Here is an 18,480-nt window from a genome sequence, read left to right as displayed (position 1 = left end):
ATTTGTTCCTGCCCCATAAATTGAAATGAACATGTTTCTACTGTTCCGGAAAACCCATATACATAGGAGTAAAAGCGAACAGGAGTAGATATAATTGGACAAACAAAATAGTAAATTGAGATGGGTTATATTTGCTTCCGTATTGTTCACTTACTTAGTAATGTCGAGCCAGCGGACCGCCCCGGGATTGATCACAGACAGTTTGATGGAGGATTTTAGTGTGACGGCCTCAACGATTGGATTAGTGACAAGCATCCAATTCTTTGTATATACCGGCTTGCAAATCCCGATGGGTATCTTGGTTGATCGTTATGGGCCGAATGTTTTTCTGATTTCGGGAGCCGCACTTACAGGTATTGGGACGATCATTTATAGTCTGGGCACCCATGAGTTTGTCCTGTTCTTTGCTAGAATCCTGACGGGCGTAGGGGATGCGACCATCTGGGTGAGCATGGTGTTGATACTGAGCCTGTGGTTTAACGAGAAGGAATTCAAGCGATTGATCGGCTTTGCGGGGATGACCGGGAGCCTTGGCTTTCTGATGGCCACGTTTCCATTCTCGGTTTTGATCGTCCTGCTTGGCTGGAGAGGGGCATTTCTTTCAGCGGGACTGCTTTTATGCTTGTGCAGTACAATTCTTTTCTTTATTCTTTTGAAAAAATCAAAACAACCTTTCATTTCGAAAAGGACAGTAAAACATGAAAAAACCTCCGTATTACTCCGGAGAATATTTTCGGATCGGCAGGCATGGGGATTATTCTTCTGTCACTTCGGGATTGTCGGGGGATATATAGGATTTATTGGTTCGTGGGCAGTCCCCTATGTGATAGAAGTGTATGGAATCTCACGCTTGGATGCAAGTCAGCTCATTATGGTCAGTCTCATTGGAGCACTTATTGGTGCACCCCTGATTGGGTGGATGACAAGTTATCTGGAAACAATTAAACGCACATATGTATCTTTTCATATCCTGGTTCTGGCTTGCTGGTCTGCTTTTCTCTTATTTACCGAGCATCCGCCTTTTTACTTGGTATGCATCCTTTTCTTTATCATAGGTTTTGGCTTTGGATCGAATTCCTTAACCTTTACGGTGGTCCGCCAAACTTTTCCTGTAAAAGAATCCGGCGTTGTCACCGGTTTTGCCAATACAGGCGGCTTCTTAAGTGCGGTCCTGCTGCCGGGCATTTTCGGTTATATATTGGATTATTTTCAGTCAACATCAGGCAGTCTGGCTGACGGATATTACTACGGTTTCTTCACTCCGGTGCTGTTCTCTGTGTTTGGATTAATCGGGGTGCTCATTATTAAAGAAAACCGCCAGGAGACAGGACGTGAAGTCAAACGGGAGAGGCAAATTGAAAATTGATGTCATGTATTGATTAAACGAGACAAAGGGCGGGCGAAGGTGCAACTGGGGACGAGTTTGGATACTTTAGAATCTTGTACTCTATTCAAGACCTGAACGGGGTTCGAGTTTGATATTTTCAGTAAGTCATGCCCTGTTCAAGGGGTGATCGAGGTGTGAGTTTGATTTTTTAAGCAACTCGTACCCTGTTCAAGGCCTGAATGAGGTACGAGTTTGATATTTTCAGCAAGTCATGCCCAGTTCATGGCGTAATCGAGGTGCGAGTTTGATATTTTAAGTAAGTCATGCCCAGTTCAAGGCGTAATCGAGGTGCGAGTTTGATATTTTAAGTAAGTCATGCCCTGTTCAAGGTGTGATCGGGGTGTGAGTTTGATATTTTAAGTAAGTCATGCCCTGTTCAAGGTGTGATCGGGGTGTGAGTTTGAAATTTTCAGCAAGTCATGCCCTGTTCAAGGCCTAATTGGGGTTCGAGTTTGATATTTTAAGCAACTCGAACCCTAATCAAGCCCTGATCCCAGTAAAGTTATCAAGTCCCCAATCCCCTTCTCTTCTTACGCCATCATCCCTTCCCATTCACAAACCTCCCTTGAAAAACAAGAAATTATTGTCTGGAATTCTTTTCTGTTATATAATAATTATAAATATTTATAATTCTGTATTAGTACAGTAGTGGTTTTATAGAATAAAGGAGGAAATGGGATGGAAGGTTATGTTGTTTGTGGTGATTTAAAAATCGCCGACGTATTCTATGATTTTATCAACTCAGAAGTATTGCCAGGATCAGGAGTCCAGAATTTTTGGGCTAAGTTTGAGGAACTTGTAAAGGAGCTTACTCCTGAGAATAAAGCTCTTTTAGAAGAGCGCGATGAGATACAAAAGCGTTTGAATAAGTGGCACCAGGAAAATAACGAATTTGATCCACAGAAGTATCAATCATTTTTAAAGAAAATAAATTATATAGAAGATGAAGCAGATGATTTCGTCATTACAACGACAAATGTTGATGATGAGATCGCTATGCAAGCAGGACCTCAATTGGTCGTTCCGGTGAATAATGCCCGCTATGCGCTTAATGCTGCGAATGCAAGGTGGGGCAGCCTGTACGATGCGCTCTATGGAACAGACGCTATTCCAGAAGAGGACGGCTGTGAACGGGGGGCATCTTACAATCCAAAGCGGGGAGAAAGAGTCATCGAATTCGCCAAGCAATTTCTTGATGACACGGTTCGTCTCACAGAGGGGTCGCATAAAGAAGTGATTCATTACCGTCTTGTTGCAAACAAACTGAAAGCCCATCTGGAGGATGGAAAAATAGTTGAATTGATGGACCCTCTAAAATTTGCTGGGTATAACGGAATTCCTGAAGATCCGAGCGTACTTTTGATAAAAAATAACAACCTTCATTTTGAAATTCAACTTGATCGCGAACATTCCATTGGAAGAACAGATAAAGCAGGCGTCAAAGATATCATCATGGAGTCTGCCCTAACCACAATTATGGATTGTGAAGACTCCGTTGCCGCAGTAGATGCAGATGATAAGGTGGAGGTTTACCGGAATTGGCTTGGATTGCTGACGGGAAGCTTAACAACAACCTTTAAAAAAGGGAACGACACGGTTACTCGTTCTCTACATGAGGACCGGACGTATACTTCTCTAACGGGAAGCGCTTTTTCTTTGCGTGGACGGTCGCTTCTTTTAGTGAGGAATGTCGGCCATTTAATGACCACAAATGCTGTATTGGATCAAAAAGGAGACGAAATATTTGAGGGTATTTTAGATGGTGTAATCACTAGTTTAATAGCCAAGCATGAACTTCTTCATGGAGGCGGCTTTAAAAATTCAACCAAAGGATCAGTTTATATTGTGAAGCCAAAAATGCACGGATCAAAAGAAGTGGCATTTGCCAATAAACTCTTCAATCGGATTGAAGATATGCTGGGACTGGAACGATATACACTAAAAATTGGAGTCATGGATGAAGAAAGGCGAACATCCTTGAATATAAAAAATTGTATAAATGAAGTGAAGAATCGTATTGTGTTCATCAACACAGGGTTCCTGGACCGGACAGGTGATGAAATTCATACGTCCATGGAAGCGGGGGCTATGTGCCGTAAAAATGACATGAAGAAAACCCAGTGGCTGCAGGCATATGAACGTGCCAATGTAGTTTCAGGACTGGCAGCAGGCTTTAAAGGCAGGGCTCAAATTGGAAAAGGAATGTGGGCGATGCCGGATCTTATGGCGGAAATGCTGAAACAAAAAATCGGACACCTGGAAGCAGGAGCCAATACGGCATGGGTTCCATCTCCAACCGCAGCAACCTTGCATGCCCTTCATTATCATGGAGTGGATGTTGCACAAATTCAAGAAGGATTAGCGCAGGATACGCATCATAATCTTGATGAGATGTTGAAGATACCAGTCGTAGAGAAACCATCATGGTCAAATGAGGAAATACAACAAGAGCTGGATAATAACATTCAAGGTATCCTGGGGTATGTTGTACGCTGGGTGAACCAAGGGATCGGCTGTTCAAAAGTGCCGGATATCAATAACGTAGGACTCATGGAAGATCGGGCGACTCTCCGTATCTCAAGTCAACATGCGGCAAACTGGTTACACCATGGTGTCTGCACTGAAAAGCAAGTAAGGGAGACATTGGAGCGCATGGCCAGAATTGTGGATAAACAAAATGAAGGAGATCCGCATTATCAACCAATGGCTCCCGATTTCGAACAATCGGTGGCTTTTCAAGCGGCTAAGGAATTAATCTTTAAAGGATACCAGCAGCCCAATGGATATACAGAGCCGATCTTACACCGCAGGAGGCTGGAGGCGAAAGCCAATGCGGGAAAATTGATGAAGTGAAATTAGGATTTTTAAAAAAGTTGTACCTTCATTTTATTGAGGGTGCAACTTTTTATTTTATCTTGCTAAACAAAATAGAAACGGAACCGGTCCTTGTCGACTGTTATATAACAATATTTGGTGTTTATTATCCTTTAAAACATCTAATTTCAGAGGATTTTTTACCTTTAATAGGCGAAAGGAGTATTCTGAATTTTTTTAAAAATAACTGTTGTATAACATAAATTGTTGTTATATAATAAAATAAATTAAATAATAACTGTATTAGTACAGTGTGATTAGGAGGCAGGGAGAATGAATAACAAAGCGGTGCACAATGAGGCGAAGGCAATAAGAGAAGACTGGGAATTGAACCAGAGATGGAAGGGGATTGAGCGTCCTTATTCACCTGAAGACGTATTGCGGCTGCGGGGATCTCTAAAAGTTGAGCATACATTAGCTCAAAAAGGGTCTGAAAAACTATGGAAATTGATTCATGAAGAACCCTTTGTTAACGCCCTGGGTGCCTTGACAGGCGGGCAGGCCGTCCAGCAAGTAAAAGCCGGGCTGAAAGCCATTTATCTGAGTGGCTGGCAAGTAGCTGCTGATGCCAACGTAGCGGGGCAAATGTACCCGGACCAAAGCTTATATCCAGTCAACTCTGTTCCGCAGGTGGTGAAACGCATTAATAATTCTTTAATGCGGGCTGACCAAATTCAACACATGGAGGGCGAAGGGGATATCGATTATTTCGCGCCGATTGTAGCCGATGCGGAAGCAGGGTTTGGCGGTCAATTAAATGTATTTGAATTGATGAAAAGCATGATTGAAGCAGGAGCGTCGGGGGTTCACTTTGAAGATCAATTGGCATCAGAGAAAAAATGCGGACATTTAGGAGGAAAAGTATTACTGCCAACACAAACAGCTGTTAAAAATCTAATTTCGGCCCGGCTTGCCGCAGATGTATCCGGTGTGCCAACCGTATTGGTTGCCCGTACAGATGCAGATGCCGCCGATTTAATTACAAGTGATATCGATCCGGCGGATGCGGCGTTTATCACAGGCGAAAGAACACAAGAAGGCTTCTATCGCACGAAAGCCGGCATTGGGCAAGCCATTGCACGCGGACTCGCTTATGCTCCATACGCCGACTTAATCTGGTGTGAAACATCAAAACCTTGCCTGGAGGAAGCCAAAAAATTTGCAGATGCCATTCATGAAAAATTCCCAGGGAAGCTGCTGGCTTATAACTGTTCACCTTCTTTTAACTGGGAAGCAAATCTCGATAAGGACACCATTGAAACCTTCCAAGTCGAACTCAGTAAAATGGGCTACAAATTCCAATTCGTTACCCTTGCCGGCTTCCACGCACTCAATTATGGAATGTTTGAACTTGCGCGCGGATATAAAATCCGCGGAATGGGCGCCTATTCTGAGCTGCAGCAAGCAGAGTTTGCAGCTGAGAAAAACGGATACACAGCAACCAGACATCAGCGCGAGGTTGGAACGGGGTATTTTGACGAAGTCACACAAGTCATTACCGGGGGCACGTCCTCTACAACCGCTTTGAAAGGCTCAACGGAGACAGCTCAATTTCAAAACTAAATCATTAGATAGAGCGATGATGAAATCAAAACAGATTGGAGGGATTGGGAATGAAGGAACTGAAAACTGCAAAAAAAGGTTCAAAGGAATGTTCAGATTGCGGAAAAACCATTGATAACAGCCAATTCGCTTATTTCAACCAATGTGAAAAATGCTTAAGGAATGCGGATCACATTTAAGAGGGCACTTTTAAAAATAGCAGCGCTGCCAGATAGCTTGGCGGCGTTTTTTATTAGATGAGAAAGTGTAAAGTTTCTGGTCAGGAGTTAAGCGAGTTTTGTTGACCAACTAAACAGAAAAGAACTCGCATAGCTGGTAGATAAGGAGGGTTTATGTACTACCTAACCAGAAAAGGCGGCGCCTAGCTGGTAGATAAGAAGGTTGTATATACCATCTAACCAGAAAAGAACTCGCCTAGCTGGTAGATAAGGAGGGTTTATGTACTACCTAACCAGAAAAGGCGGCGCCTAGCTGGTAGATAAGAAGAGTTTATGTACCATCTAAACAGGAAAGGCCTCGCCTAGCTGGTAAATAAGAGGGGTGTATGTACCACCTAACCAGAAAAGGCCACGCCTAGCTGGTAGATAAGAGGGGTGTATGTGCCATCTAACCAGAAAAGAACTCGCCTAGCTGGTAGATAATAAGGGTTTATGTACCATCTAAACAGGAAAGGTCTCGCATAGCTGGTAAATAAGAGGGGTGTATGTACCACCTAACCAGAAAAGGCCACGCCTAGCTGGTAGATAAGAGGGGTGTATGTACCAGCTAAACAAAAAAGAACTCGCATAGCTGGTAGATAAGAGGGGTGTATGTACCACCTAACCAGAAAAGGCCACGCCTAGCTGGTAGATAAGAGGGGTGTATGTGCCATCTAACCAGAAAAGAACTCGCATAGCTGGTAGATAATAAGGGTTTATGTACCATCTAAACAGGAAAGGTCTCGCATAGCTGGTAAATAAGAGGGGTGTATGTACCACCTAACCAGAAAAGGCCACGCCTAGCTGGTAAATAAAAGGGGTGTATGTACCATCTAACCAGAAAAGACCTCGCCTAGCTGGTAGATAAGAAGAGTTTATGTACCATCTAACCAGAAAAGAACTCGCCTAGCTGGTAGATAAGAAGAGTTTATGTACCATCTAAACAGGAAAGGCCTCGCCTAGCTGGTAAATAAAAGGGGTGTATGTACCATCTAACCAGAAAAGAACTCGCCTAGCTGGTAAATAAGAAGGGTATATGTCCCATCTAACCAGAAAAGGTCACGCCTAGCTGGTAAATAAAAAGAGCTTTTGTACCATCTAAAAAAGAACTTTTGAAATAGATGCCAGATAAAAATGTAATCTCACCTTTTCCTCTCTGGAACATTAGCCCGCCTGGCATGAACAGGGCACTTGCACTATTTTACAGTCGCACCATTTTGTCCAAGCATAGTTTTCTCTCAGACTTCAAATCCGCACGATCACGTCTCACCAGCAAAAGAATAATTAGGAAGGAATTACAGTGTCATTTGTTGAAAAATGATATCTAATAACAAATGACTTAAAAGTGCTGGGGGCACTAATAATAGTCCTCTTTCAGGTAATAAAAAGGCGGTGGGCATGATAGATTTACAAGTTAGTATCTTCGGTGTGCTTCTGGCAATGGCATTAACGATCATCTTGATTTTCCGGAAGATCAACCCGGCATATGCCATGATGGCGGGTGCCTGCGCGGGGGGGATCATCGGCGGGCTTAATCTGCCGACTACAATAGACTATATGATCGGTGGTGCACAGCTGCTGACTCCCGCTGTTTTACGCATACTGGCAGCCGGAGTATTAGTAGGGGTATTGATTGAATCCGGTGCAGCCAATGTGATTGCCAACACCATTGTTTCGAAATTGGGTGAGACGAGGGCATTGTTAGCGATTACGTTATCATCTTTGGTTTTAACGGCAGTTGGGGTGTTTATTGCGGCTGCCATTTTGACGGTGGCGCCGATTGCGCTGATGATTGCCAAACGAACGGGAATATCGAGGTTAAGTATATTAATAGCTGTTGTTTGTGGAGGGAGAGCGGGGAATGCGATATCGCCCAACCCAAGTACGATTGCAGCCGCTGATGGGTTTTCGCTGCCATTGACGAATGTTATGGCTGCGGGGATTATTCCGGCAGCCGTTGGGGCGGGAGTTACATATTTTATTGCGAAAAAATTGAATCACAAAGGTTCAAAGGTCACTGAAATGGAAAAAGTGAAGGTAGATAAAAAAGCCGAACCTTCCTTTGCGGGAGCGATTTCCGGGCCATTATTCACAATCTTTCTGCTTTCGCTCCAGCCAATAGCCGGTATCAAGGTCGATTCTTTAGTTGCATTGCCTGCCGGAGGTCTCTTTGGTTTGCTCATGATGGGCAAAATAAAAGAATTTAAGTTTCATATTTCAAGCGGGCTTCAAAAGATGTCCGGAATTGCCATTGTCATCCTGGGAACGGGGACATTAGCAGGAATCATTGTTCATTCTTCGCTAAATGATATGATTTTGAGCGGTTTAAATCTGCTTCATTTACCTGTTTCTTTCATTGCGCCTTTCTCCGGTGCCTTTATGTCAATGGCAACAGCTTCCGCAACATCCGCATCTGCCATTTCCAGTAATGTGTTTGGGGAAATGCTGCTGGAGAATGGCGTCACTGCCCTGGCAAGCGCAGCTATGATCAATGCTGGAGCTGTCGGATTTGATTTCCTGCCGCACGGTCCGCTTTTCCACATATCACGTGAGAGCCTCTTTATGGATATGAAAGAACGACTGAAAGCACTGCCCTATGAAATAGTAATTGCCGTTGTAATGGCAGTCTTTTCTGTGATTATTTTTGTAGGATTGATATAAACGGGGAATGGAGGGCCGTGTCCGGTTTCAGTGACCCTTTGCCTCCGTTGCTCACGGGGAAACTGAGTAGTTATGACTCATTTAGTACATGATATAATAATTGGTAACAGTGTTGAAAATGATTATTTTGTAACATCACAGCCCCGCACATATGTGTTGCAGCACCAAGGTTACAGTAAAAAAGACGTTAATGAGCAGAAGGAGTGAAGGGTATGGGAGAAGAAGATTATCTGTTGGATGAATCGATCGGCTATAAATTGTTTCAGGCTTCCCGGTTAATGAACAGCAGATTGAATCAAAATTTCCGCCTCCATCATCACTCCGTTACATATGAACAATGGCAGGTCCTCAGCCGGCTGTATGAGGAAGATGGACTGACACAAAATCAATTGGCACTTAAGATTGAAAGAGACCAGGCGGGGATTTCACGCCTGATTGACAATATGATTAAAAACAAATTAGTAAGCCGGGTTCAAGATGACAAGGACAGGCGGATCAAACGCATTCATTTGACGGAAGGAAGCAAAGATATCAAGGCGGAACTTGAGAAGTTGGCGAAAAAGACCATTGCTCAGGCGACCAGGAATATAAATGAGAAAGATTTAGAGGCGTGCTTGAGAATGCTTGATCAAATACGGGGAAATCTCAAATAAGCTGCAAGTCGGTGGTTAGGAAACGTATCCATCTTCTTGCAGCTTTTTTATTTACCATTTTTACAATGGGAATAAAAACCACAAAAAGTGAAATTATTTTCCATTTACTTATTGACAAACGATAATGATAATTGTTATCATTTAGAAGTGTTAATGATACTTGTTTAAACAAGTAATGGCAGTGAGAGGTTCTCACTCTTTTTTTTAAGCTATATTGATAATGATTATCATTAACAATAAGGTCAACAAGAAGTCATAGTGGTGGGGAAGTAAAGGTTATGAAGCTGATCTATTTAGTGATTTTGTTAGTGCTCTTATCCATTACTTCACTTTTTGTAGGGGTTTCCAGTGTGTCGCCATTGGATATCTTTCATTTAAGTGAAGACCAGATTGAAATTTTGCTTATCAGCCGTATACCAAGGCTCGTCAGCATCCTGATAGCTGGGATGGCGATGAGCATTGTCGGGTTGATCATGCAGCAGCTCAGCAGAAACAAATTCGTTTCCCCGACAACAGCCGGAACGATGGATTCAGCCAGGCTCGGGATCTTGGTTGCTTTAATTTTATTCCCGGCAGCGGGCATGCTTGAAAAGATGGCAGTCGCATTCATTTTCGCTTTGCTTGGTACGTTTATTTTTATGAGAATACTAGACAGGATCAAGTTTAAGGATGCCATCTTCATTCCATTGGTGGGCTTGATGTTTGGGAATATTGTTGGCTCGATCACGACATTCTTTGCCTACAAGTATAACCTCATCCAAAGTATCGGCTCATGGCTGCATGGTGATTTTTCAATGATTATCAAAGGGAGGTACGAACTTTTATACATCAGCATACCCGCCGTCATTCTTGCTTACATATTTGCCAACCGCTTTACCATCGCAGGAATGGGTGAGGATTTTGCTACTAATCTGGGACTTAACTTTAAACAGGTAGTGAATATTGGATTGATCATTGTTGCTCTCGTATCTTCTTGCGTCATGCTTACAGTTGGATCGCTGCCGTTCTTAGGTTTGATCATCCCGAACATCGTTACGATTTATCAAGGAGATCATTTGAAAAAGAGTTTGCATCATACCGCGCTTCTTGGTGCTGTGTTCGTATTGGTCTGTGACATTTTCGGACGGATTATCATCTTCCCTTACGAAGTGTCGATCGGATTGACTGTAGGGGTCATCGGAAGCGGAATTTTCCTTTATTTACTGATAAGGAGAAGAGCGCATGGGTTATAAAACAAAACTGATCATTCTCGCAGTCTTATCCATCGTACTGTCAGCTGTATTCGTATTTTGGGATATTGGAGAGCACTGGGAATACGTCCTCCCGAAAAGAGGAATCAAAATATTCGCGATCATCCTGACGGGAAGCTGCATTGCATTTTCCACCGTCGTGTTTCAAACAATTACGAACAACAGGATCCTGACTCCGAGCTTAATCGGGCTGGATTCACTGTATATGCTGATCCAGACGTTCATTGTATTTTTCTTCGGCGGCGCCACGCTGGCCATGATGAGCAAGCAGCATCACTATCTTTTGTCTGTAGGATTGATGGTCATATTCGCACTGATCTTGTTCAGGTTCATCTTCTTGAAAAAGGAAGGCAGGAACATTTACTTCCTTCTATTGATCGGGATTATCATGGGGACCTTCTTTGGAAGTATTTCGTCCTTTATGCAGTTACTCATCGATCCCAATGAATTCCTGGTCGTACAAGATTCGATGTTTGCGAGTTTTAACAATGTGAATACAGACTTGTTGTGGGTTTCCGTTATTCTGTTGATTCTTGTGACACTGTATTTCTTCAGGTTCATTAAGTATTTGGATGTCCTTTCACTCGGCAGGGATCAAGCGGTAAACCTGGGGGTTCCGTATGACTATGTTGTCCAGCGCCTGCTCATTGTCATTGCGATCCTTGTGGCAATTTCAACAGCACTGGTTGGGCCGATTACATTCTTAGGCCTGCTTGTCGTCAACGTCGCTCATGAATTTTTAAAAACATACCGGCATTCCGTCCTGATCACCGGTTCGATATTAATCAGCATCACGGCCTTGGTCGGAGGGCAGCTCATTGTGGAAAGAGTATTCACCTTCTCTACAACCGTCAGTGTCATCATTAACTTTACAGGTGGAGTGTACTTTATTTATCTGCTGCTAAAGGAGAATAGATCATGGTAGAAGTGAAAAATGTATCGAAGCTGTATGGCAATAAGAAAGTAGTTGAAGATGTCTCCGTCAATATCCAAAAAGGGAAGATCACTTCTTTCATCGGTTCAAATGGCGCCGGAAAAAGTACGCTGCTGTCCATAGTGGCAAGATTGATTCCGAGGAATGAAGGCGCTGTCCTGCTGGAGGGTAAAGAGATTACTTCTTATAAAAGCAATGATCTCGCCAAGACAATTTCCATCCTGAAACAGTCCAACAATGTGAGTGTCCGGATTACGATACGAGAATTGGTGAGCTTTGGACGTTTTCCGTATTCACAAGGAAGGTTGAGAAAAGAGGATGAGAAATATGTTGATGAAGCGATCCGCTATATGGAATTAGAAGAATTGCAGGAAAAATTCATCGATGAATTGAGTGGAGGGCAGCTGCAGAGAGCTTATATCGCGATGGTTGTCGCCCAGAATACAGAATATATCCTCCTGGATGAGCCGCTTAATAACCTGGACATGAAACACTCGGTCCAGATCATGAAAGCGCTGCGGAAAATGAGTGACGAACTTGGAAAAACGATTGTCATCGTCATCCATGACATCAATTTTGCCTCCTGCTATTCCGATTATATTGTCGCCCTGAAATACGGCAAGGTCATCAGGGAAGGCAAAACCGAAGACATCATTACGAATGAGGTTTTGAAAGAAGTATTTGGAATGGAGTTTCACATCGAGGAAATCAACGGCAACCGTATCTGTGTCTATTTTACTTAGGTCTTAAATTATTTTAAAAATAATTTACACATATTTTAAAAAACATATTTCAAGGAGTGGTATACATGAAGAAAAATCTTCTGGGTCTATTAGTAATGGCAGCAATGCTGATGTTTGTCCTTGCAGCTTGCGGAACGAACGAGGAAGCATCCGGTGATACAGAAAGTGTAGAAACAGCTACGGAGTCAGCAACAGCGTCAACTGATTCAACTGAAGAAGAAGCAGAAGAGCCAGTGGAAATCACAGTGAAGCACGAACTTGGCGAAGCAGTCGTAACGAAAAATCCTAAGAATGTCGTTGTGTTTGATTTCGGTGCATTGGATACATTGGATAAGCTGGGAGTTGAAGTAGCAGGTGTTGCAAAAGGGAGCTCACTGCCTGGTTATCTATCAAAATATGAAGATGGCAAGTATGAAAACGTCGGAAGCCTGAAAGAGCCTGACTTTGAAACTATCTACGGCATGGAGCCGGAATTGATCCTGATCTCCGGCAGACAATCGGCTGCTTACGAAGAGTTGAACAAAATCGCCCCTACTGTATTCATTGGTGTCGATAATGCGAATTACATGGAGTCGTTCACTCATAATGTTGAACTATTAGGTGAAATCTTCGGCAAGGAAGATGCGGCTGCAGAAGAACTTACAGCTATCAATGACAAAATTGCAGAACTTCAGGAAATGACAAAAGCAGATGATAAAAAAGCTTTGTTAACGTTAACAACTGGCGGTAAACTAAGCGCTTATGGTGCTGGTTCAAGGTTCGGAATCGTTCATGATGTCTTTGGTGTAAAGCAAGCGGATGAAAACATCGAGGCTTCCACCCACGGAATGAACGTAACATTCGAATACATTAAAGAGAAGAACCCTGACTACCTGTTCATCATCGACCGCGACCAGGCTGTAGGTGAAGACGCAAAAGCAAGTGAAGTATTCAATAATGATCTTGTCAATAAAACGAATGCTGCTAAAGAAGGGAAAATGATCTACTTAGACCCGACAGTTTGGTACCTTTCCGGCGGCGGTTTGACATCTGTTGCCCAGCAAGTGGATGAAGTGAAGGCTGGTCTTGAGCAGTAAGATCATTGAATGTTCTTTTAAAGTAACATAATGCTGATGCGGGTGCCCATTCATGATGGGCATTCGTTTTATCCTATTTCAACACCAACTAAAATAAAGGGGAGATAATAGCCATGACGAATCTGAGTATCAGTGAGATCATCAAAGAACGCAGGTCCATTAAACGCTTTAAGGGCGATGCCATTCCGAAAGACGTTTTATTTGAATTATTAAACACGGCTGCATGGGCTCCGAATCATGGTCTCCGGGAGCCGTGGAGATTTGTTCTTTTTATGGAAGAAGGCCGCGAGCAGCTTGCCGAAGCTATCATCAATAATCCGGTCAAAGGCGGCAAAAAGAAAACACCGGAAATGATTCAGGATATGATTATGAATATCCCGGTGCACTTACTTGTGATCATGAATGAAGATCCACGCCAAAAAGAATGGGAAGAAGACTATGCCGCTGTCTGTGCTTTCATCCAAAACTTCCAGTTGGCCTCATGGGAAAAAGGCATCGGCACCATTTGGAAGACAAATCCGTTCATTCACTCCCCATACTTCAGAGAGCAGGTTGGCGTGAAGCCGGGTGAAAAAATTGTCGGGCTTATTCATACCGGGTATCCGGAGAAAGTGCCTGAAGCCAGGCCAAGAACTTCGATTGAAGAGAAAGTGGAAATGGTCACTCGTTCGAATAAGCCGGAAGCCCTTGAAGTTTGATGTGAACAGCGCATGCACTGAAGGGTTATGCACGTGCTATTTTTTGCTCCCATTCCAGTTTCGGGGTACCCTCCCAGTGTCGACCGAAGAAATCGTCTATTCAGAGAGGGGATGGACCGAAAGCGAAATGTCTCTCGAAAAAAAGGGCTATTCCCAGCGAGAATGGCACATACAAAAGCTGAAGACCTTGAGGGATCTTCAGCTTTTCCACTTATTCATACTGTCCAGCCTCTGCTATTCAAGATATCCCCATCCTGGCGGGTATCCAATATAAGAAGATGCTTTGACTCCGATCATTGTTTGGCCCTCATGTTCATATTTATGGATGTTTGAAGCAATCACGATGTTTTCCCCGCGTTCGCCGTAGACTTCTTTCAGCGAATCAGGCTGGATCTCAGGCTTGAATTCAACCGATAAGGTATACACTTTATCTTCCTCCCGCTTTATCGGTAAGGTAATGTCTTTTGTCTCCGCTTCTATTGTCCCTTCATAAACAGGAGCCTCAACAGGATCCACACTTCCATCAGCAATTCCCTTTAAGGAGGCGTCCTTTGAATACTCTCTTAAAATAACGTTTAATAGCGTTCCCTTCTGTAATTCCGTATGCAATATCAGGGTGATTTCGGTTTCATTGTATTCAACATCTCCATTAAGGTACACACTTAAAGGTTCATCCTCCTGGATATTCGTCCCTCCGGCATTGGATTGAGTGGATTGGGCGACTGTCCCGGAAGAACGCCCTTCGTCTAAATTCAACTCTATGCGGCAGCCGCTTAACAGCAGCAAAAGGACCATCAACATACTTGCTCTGTACATACACTGATTAATCTCCTATCTATTTAGTTTTGGGGTGAAAACATCCCAAGGACTCTCTGCTGTATCTTTTCTAGTTAAGGGGGAATATTTCCTGCAAATAGGACCAATCACCTGGTTGGTTTTTCCCTGAAACGGCGTCCAGGTCCCTCTGTACCTGGAGAGTAAGAGTCACGGATTAACAGAAAGGTTTTGTATACACTTCTAATCTGTCAGGTAGAAAGAAAAAGGGGATTAATGCTATTATGTTGGGTAAACATCAGTGATTTTAAGGTTTGGCATTCCGGAATTATAGAAAGAATGATAGATACATTTGATGGAATGTTCTTGCAGAAATTTAATTAAAGGCTGTTTTAGTATAAATTGTTGCTTTTGGAAAAATCCCAAGAGCCGGATTTTTCCCCTGTTTACAAAGATTTTCTTATGAACAAGGAGAGCAGCTCTTTTCTTTCCTGCTTACCAGGGGATTTTCTTGTGAATTATAGTTTTATCTTTTGTAATTCGTACTAAATAGCAAGAAAGTTTACGAAAAGAGCCTAAAACAGGACGAAAAACTTTCAATTTTTTATTTAAGGGGCCGGCATACTAGCCGAGGTCATAATACGGTAAATAATATTCTGGAAGGAGAATCCATGTGATAGACCCTAAATCATACAATGAAAACAACAGAATACTGGTTACTCCTGACTGTCCTTCTCGCATAATCGAAGACTTTAGAATGTACTTAAACTACATATCGACACACAAAATTAAGTTAACAAAAACAAACGCTTATTTTACAAAAAAAGATTTGTTATACCTCTATTCTCAAATGAATATTGACAAAAGAGAGGTTCCCGATAACGCCACACAGACCGGCTATCCTATTCTTCATTTGTTTTACGAACTTTCAATTGTTCTTGATTTCATTAAAGTCCATCGTACTCAGTCTACAGCATCTGCTGTAATTCAAACAGAACGGATTGATACATTTATGGGGCTGACAGCTACTGAGCAGTATCTCTCATTGCTTGAGGCATTCTGGATGGAAGCAGATTGGGATGAGCTTCAAGGCGAGAAGTGGGGGAAAGCGCCGCTTGCAGTGGATCTTTTGTTTGAAGAATTAGAGCGATTTCCTGCCAATGAAGTCATTAAGCTAAAACATTATACGGATATAAATAATTATGTGAGGGAGTATGGTCCCTTTTTCCACTATTTTAGTTATTTTGGATTTTGGACATTTACGATAGATGAGGAAAAAACAAATGAGCGCACTTTCGCTAAAACTATTGAATTAACACCATTCTTCAAAATAATCCAGCATGTATTAAGTGACACTTGGGAAATGTACTCAGACCCCCGGCAGGAGCAAGCTTTTGCTCAACTGGAAGAACTGTTGGGTGTCCCAAGCGATATGGAAGAAGCAGAAGAGGAAAAGGAAGAGGCTGAAGAATCGCTTGTCACCTTATTAAGCCCGTTTTTTTCAGAAAAAGAATTAAGAACGACTTTAAAAAAGAAGCAGCCGGTCTTTAAGAATGGAAATTATCTTTTCAAAGTGAGTGAGGGTCCTTCTGACTGGATAACTCTGATACTCTCCAGTTCTCATACACTATTGGACTTGCATGATTCTATTCAAAATGGTTTTGAATTATATGATGACCATTTGTATGCTTTCTATATGGATGGGAAAAAGTTCGGCAAGCATTTCTATAATGCTCCAACGGATACCATAGGTCCCTATGTCCATGAAGCGCAGATCGGCAGTCTGGATCTCCAAGAAGGGCAAACGTTTCTCTATTTATATGACTTCATGGATGAGTGGGAGTTCCGTATTCAATTACAGGATGTCACTGAAGGAGAAGAGGTTGAAGAACCATTAATGAAACAGAAATCCGCTGAGGTTCCAGACTAAATATGAATGGCAGCTGTGATAAATAGGGCCAGAGGATAATATGGTAGAAAAATGTATTGTGAGGTCAGGCAGATGAACCTTAGTAATTTTAAAAAAACAGTGAATAAGAAGATCCTTGCCAGAGGTCGTGACTATTACATGGAGGGAAATATTGCTGAAGCCATTAGCAAGAGCGGCAATGAGTACCATTTTATTATTGAAGGAACCCATAATTATGAAGTAGAAGTTAAACTTGATGAGGATGGAGAGATCATTGATTCTCAATGTGATTGTCCTTATGACTATGGACCGATTTGTAAACACGAAGCTGCGGCCTATTTTCAACTGTATGAAATTCTGAATGAGGATTCAGGGAACGGCAAAGTAGTGAAGAAGATAGAAGAAAATCCAACAATCCAGGGCGTGTTAAGTAATCTGTCAAAAGACGAATTGATCCAGATTATCATCGATATAACCAACACAGATGGAATCATCGAAAACAGTTTAATGATGAAGTATTCTCATAGTGACAGTGAACAAGAGCTGGAGTCATGCCAAAAACTGATTGATGGAATTGTGAGGAAATATACGGGGAGGAATTCATTCATTCCTTATCGGGAAACCTCGCGTTTTATGAGTGAGTTGGAAACGGTACTCGAAAAGGCAAGGGAAACAGCCGATCCAAACCTGGCAGTGGATATTTCTTTACTCCTTCTTGAGGAAGCAGTCTATTCGTTCCAATATGCAGATGACTCTGGTGGAGATATCGGCGGTCTTGTCAGTGTGACCCTTGATACGATAGAGGGGATTGCATTGAAAGCCAATGAGGATGGCGGCAGTGAAGAAGTTTTTATGAAACTACTTGCTTTTGCCGGTAGTGAAGTTTTTGACGGCTGGGAAAACTTCAGGATTGACCTGCTGAGAATCTGTTTGGTGTTCTCAGAAGATGAGATGTTGAGAGAACAGTTAAGTAGTAAACTCCAGTCCCTGTTAGAAAAAGAACCAGGCGAAAACTATATGAAGGAAAACCTGCTCCAATTGCAGTATGAGTTAATTGATCAGTACGGATCGAAGGAAGAAGCGCTGCAGTTCATCGAGAGTCACCTGGACTTCTCATCCTTTAGAGAAAGATTGTTGGATAAGTATCTCCAGGAGCAGAATTACCAAAAAGTCCTGGAAGCTGCTATAGAGGGAGAAGTGACGGACCAGAAATATCCTGGTCTTGTATCGCGATGGAAGAAGTACCGTTATACAGCCTATAAATCTCTTTCGTTAAAAAAAGAACAAGAATTACTCGCAAAGGAATTACTGATGAATGGGGACTTTCATTATTATCAAGACTTGAAAGAGCTGGCAGAAGAGAACAGCGGAGAATTCTATACAAATCTTAAACAGGAGATTATAAACAACAGAGGATGGTACACTGATCGGATTTTACTTCAATTAATAGAAGAAGAAAATGATGTGGAAGCCTTGTTGGAATTCGTCAGGGAAAATCCGGGATACATCGAAAAATATGCTGAGCGGCTGGAAGATAATTTTCAAGATGAAGTAATCGAGATCTATAGGAACTATCTATTCAAAGAAGCAAAAACTTCATCGAATCGAAGCAGCTACCGGGAAATAGGCCGCAAAATAAACCGGTATAAACAGATTGCAGGGAAACTGAAACAACAGAAAGTAATCGATGAACTAAAGGAATTATATAAGAAAAAGCCTGCCTTTTTAGATGAATTAGGAAAGATAGCTAAGGATTGATTT

Annotated in this window: 14 protein-coding genes; 13 read left to right on the top strand and 1 reads right to left on the bottom strand. The window is 42.4% G+C overall.

Going from position 1 to position 18,480, the window contains the following annotated elements; translation table 11 throughout:
* Nucleotides 1–94: 94 nt before the first annotated feature.
* The 11 genes from M1E09_RS19605 (at nt 95) to M1E09_RS19555 (ending at nt 14,036) form a co-directional block, all read left to right on the top strand.
* The gene (locus tag M1E09_RS19605) at nt 95–1,366 is read left to right on the top strand and encodes an MFS transporter (RefSeq protein ID WP_456272501.1); all 1,272 of its coding nucleotides are present in this window, start codon (nt 95–97) and stop codon (nt 1,364–1,366) included.
* Between the two features lie 699 nt (nt 1,367–2,065).
* Nucleotides 2,066–4,240, top strand: a complete 2,175-nt coding sequence (locus tag M1E09_RS19600) for a malate synthase G (protein WP_456272500.1) — start codon at nt 2,066–2,068, stop codon at nt 4,238–4,240.
* A 294-nt stretch (nt 4,241–4,534) separates the two neighbouring features.
* The gene (gene aceA, locus M1E09_RS19595) at nt 4,535–5,824 is read left to right on the top strand and encodes an isocitrate lyase (RefSeq protein WP_456272499.1); all 1,290 of its coding nucleotides are present in this window, start codon (nt 4,535–4,537) and stop codon (nt 5,822–5,824) included.
* A 50-nt stretch (nt 5,825–5,874) separates the two neighbouring features.
* A complete protein-coding gene (gene yhfH / locus M1E09_RS19590; RefSeq protein ID WP_456272498.1) occupies nt 5,875–6,003 on the top strand; it encodes a protein YhfH in 129 nt (42 codons plus the stop codon).
* Nucleotides 6,004–7,422: 1,419 nt separating this feature from the next.
* The gene (locus M1E09_RS19585; RefSeq protein WP_456275039.1) at nt 7,423–8,682 is read left to right on the top strand and encodes a GntP family permease; all 1,260 of its coding nucleotides are present in this window, start codon (nt 7,423–7,425) and stop codon (nt 8,680–8,682) included.
* Nucleotides 8,683–8,894: 212 nt separating this feature from the next.
* Nucleotides 8,895–9,335: a MarR family winged helix-turn-helix transcriptional regulator gene (locus M1E09_RS19580; protein WP_456272497.1), complete on the top strand. Its 441-nt coding sequence runs from the start codon at nt 8,895–8,897 to the stop codon at nt 9,333–9,335.
* A 278-nt stretch (nt 9,336–9,613) separates the two neighbouring features.
* Nucleotides 9,614–10,567, top strand: coding sequence for an ABC transporter permease (locus M1E09_RS19575; protein ID WP_456272496.1), 954 nt, complete (start codon nt 9,614–9,616; stop codon nt 10,565–10,567).
* Nucleotides 10,557–11,510 (top strand): iron chelate uptake ABC transporter family permease subunit, encoded by a 954-nt coding sequence (locus M1E09_RS19570; RefSeq protein WP_456272495.1) that lies wholly within the window; start codon nt 10,557–10,559, stop codon nt 11,508–11,510. The genes M1E09_RS19575 and M1E09_RS19570 overlap by 11 nt, the downstream gene beginning before the upstream one ends.
* Nucleotides 11,504–12,262, top strand: a complete 759-nt coding sequence (locus M1E09_RS19565) for an iron ABC transporter ATP-binding protein (RefSeq protein ID WP_456272494.1) — start codon at nt 11,504–11,506, stop codon at nt 12,260–12,262. Before M1E09_RS19570 ends, M1E09_RS19565 begins: the two co-directional genes overlap by 7 nt.
* A gap of 65 nt (nt 12,263–12,327) precedes the next feature.
* Nucleotides 12,328–13,338, top strand: a complete 1,011-nt coding sequence (locus M1E09_RS19560) for a siderophore ABC transporter substrate-binding protein (RefSeq protein ID WP_456272493.1) — start codon at nt 12,328–12,330, stop codon at nt 13,336–13,338.
* Nucleotides 13,339–13,451: 113 nt separating this feature from the next.
* Nucleotides 13,452–14,036, top strand: a complete 585-nt coding sequence (locus tag M1E09_RS19555) for a nitroreductase family protein (protein ID WP_456272492.1) — start codon at nt 13,452–13,454, stop codon at nt 14,034–14,036.
* A 234-nt stretch (nt 14,037–14,270) separates the two neighbouring features.
* On the opposite strand, the gene M1E09_RS19550 is transcribed toward M1E09_RS19555, so the two are convergent.
* Nucleotides 14,271–14,852: a hypothetical protein gene (locus M1E09_RS19550; protein ID WP_456272491.1), complete on the bottom strand. Its 582-nt coding sequence runs from the start codon at nt 14,850–14,852 to the stop codon at nt 14,271–14,273.
* 631 nt (nt 14,853–15,483) lie between these two features.
* Here M1E09_RS19550 and M1E09_RS19545 point away from each other — a divergent pair.
* Together M1E09_RS19545 and M1E09_RS19540 are read left to right on the top strand one after the other, a co-directional pair.
* On the top strand, nt 15,484–16,740 hold the full coding sequence (locus M1E09_RS19545; RefSeq protein WP_456272490.1) for an IS1096 element passenger TnpR family protein: 1,257 nt from the start codon (nt 15,484–15,486) through the stop codon (nt 16,738–16,740).
* A 72-nt stretch (nt 16,741–16,812) separates the two neighbouring features.
* The gene (locus tag M1E09_RS19540; RefSeq protein ID WP_456272489.1) at nt 16,813–18,477 is read left to right on the top strand and encodes an SWIM zinc finger family protein; all 1,665 of its coding nucleotides are present in this window, start codon (nt 16,813–16,815) and stop codon (nt 18,475–18,477) included.
* The last annotated feature ends 3 nt before the right edge of the window (nt 18,478–18,480 follow it).

It is taken from the genome of Bacillus sp. AK031 (assembly GCF_053903065.1).
This window is presented reverse-complemented; position numbering and strand designations above follow the sequence as displayed.

Excerpts from the sequence above, each read along its gene's own strand:
- M1E09_RS19565 (WP_456272494.1), top strand. The coding sequence starts at position 11,504 with ATGGTAGAAGTGAAAAATGTATCGAAGCTGTATGGCAATAAGAAAGTA.
- M1E09_RS19560 (WP_456272493.1), top strand. The coding sequence starts at position 12,328 with ATGAAGAAAAATCTTCTGGGTCTATTAGTAATGGCAGCAATGCTGATG.
- aceA (WP_456272499.1), top strand. The coding sequence starts at position 4,535 with ATGAATAACAAAGCGGTGCACAATGAGGCGAAGGCAATAAGAGAAGAC.
- yhfH (WP_456272498.1), top strand. The coding sequence starts at position 5,875 with ATGAAGGAACTGAAAACTGCAAAAAAAGGTTCAAAGGAATGTTCAGAT.
- M1E09_RS19570 (WP_456272495.1), top strand. The coding sequence starts at position 10,557 with ATGGGTTATAAAACAAAACTGATCATTCTCGCAGTCTTATCCATCGTA.
- M1E09_RS19580 (WP_456272497.1), top strand. The coding sequence starts at position 8,895 with ATGGGAGAAGAAGATTATCTGTTGGATGAATCGATCGGCTATAAATTG.
- M1E09_RS19540 (WP_456272489.1), top strand. The coding sequence starts at position 16,813 with ATGAACCTTAGTAATTTTAAAAAAACAGTGAATAAGAAGATCCTTGCC.
- M1E09_RS19600 (WP_456272500.1), top strand. The coding sequence starts at position 2,066 with ATGGAAGGTTATGTTGTTTGTGGTGATTTAAAAATCGCCGACGTATTC.
- M1E09_RS19575 (WP_456272496.1), top strand. The coding sequence starts at position 9,614 with ATGAAGCTGATCTATTTAGTGATTTTGTTAGTGCTCTTATCCATTACT.
- M1E09_RS19550 (WP_456272491.1), bottom strand. The coding sequence starts at position 14,852 with ATGTACAGAGCAAGTATGTTGATGGTCCTTTTGCTGCTGTTAAGCGGC.
- M1E09_RS19555 (WP_456272492.1), top strand. The coding sequence starts at position 13,452 with ATGACGAATCTGAGTATCAGTGAGATCATCAAAGAACGCAGGTCCATT.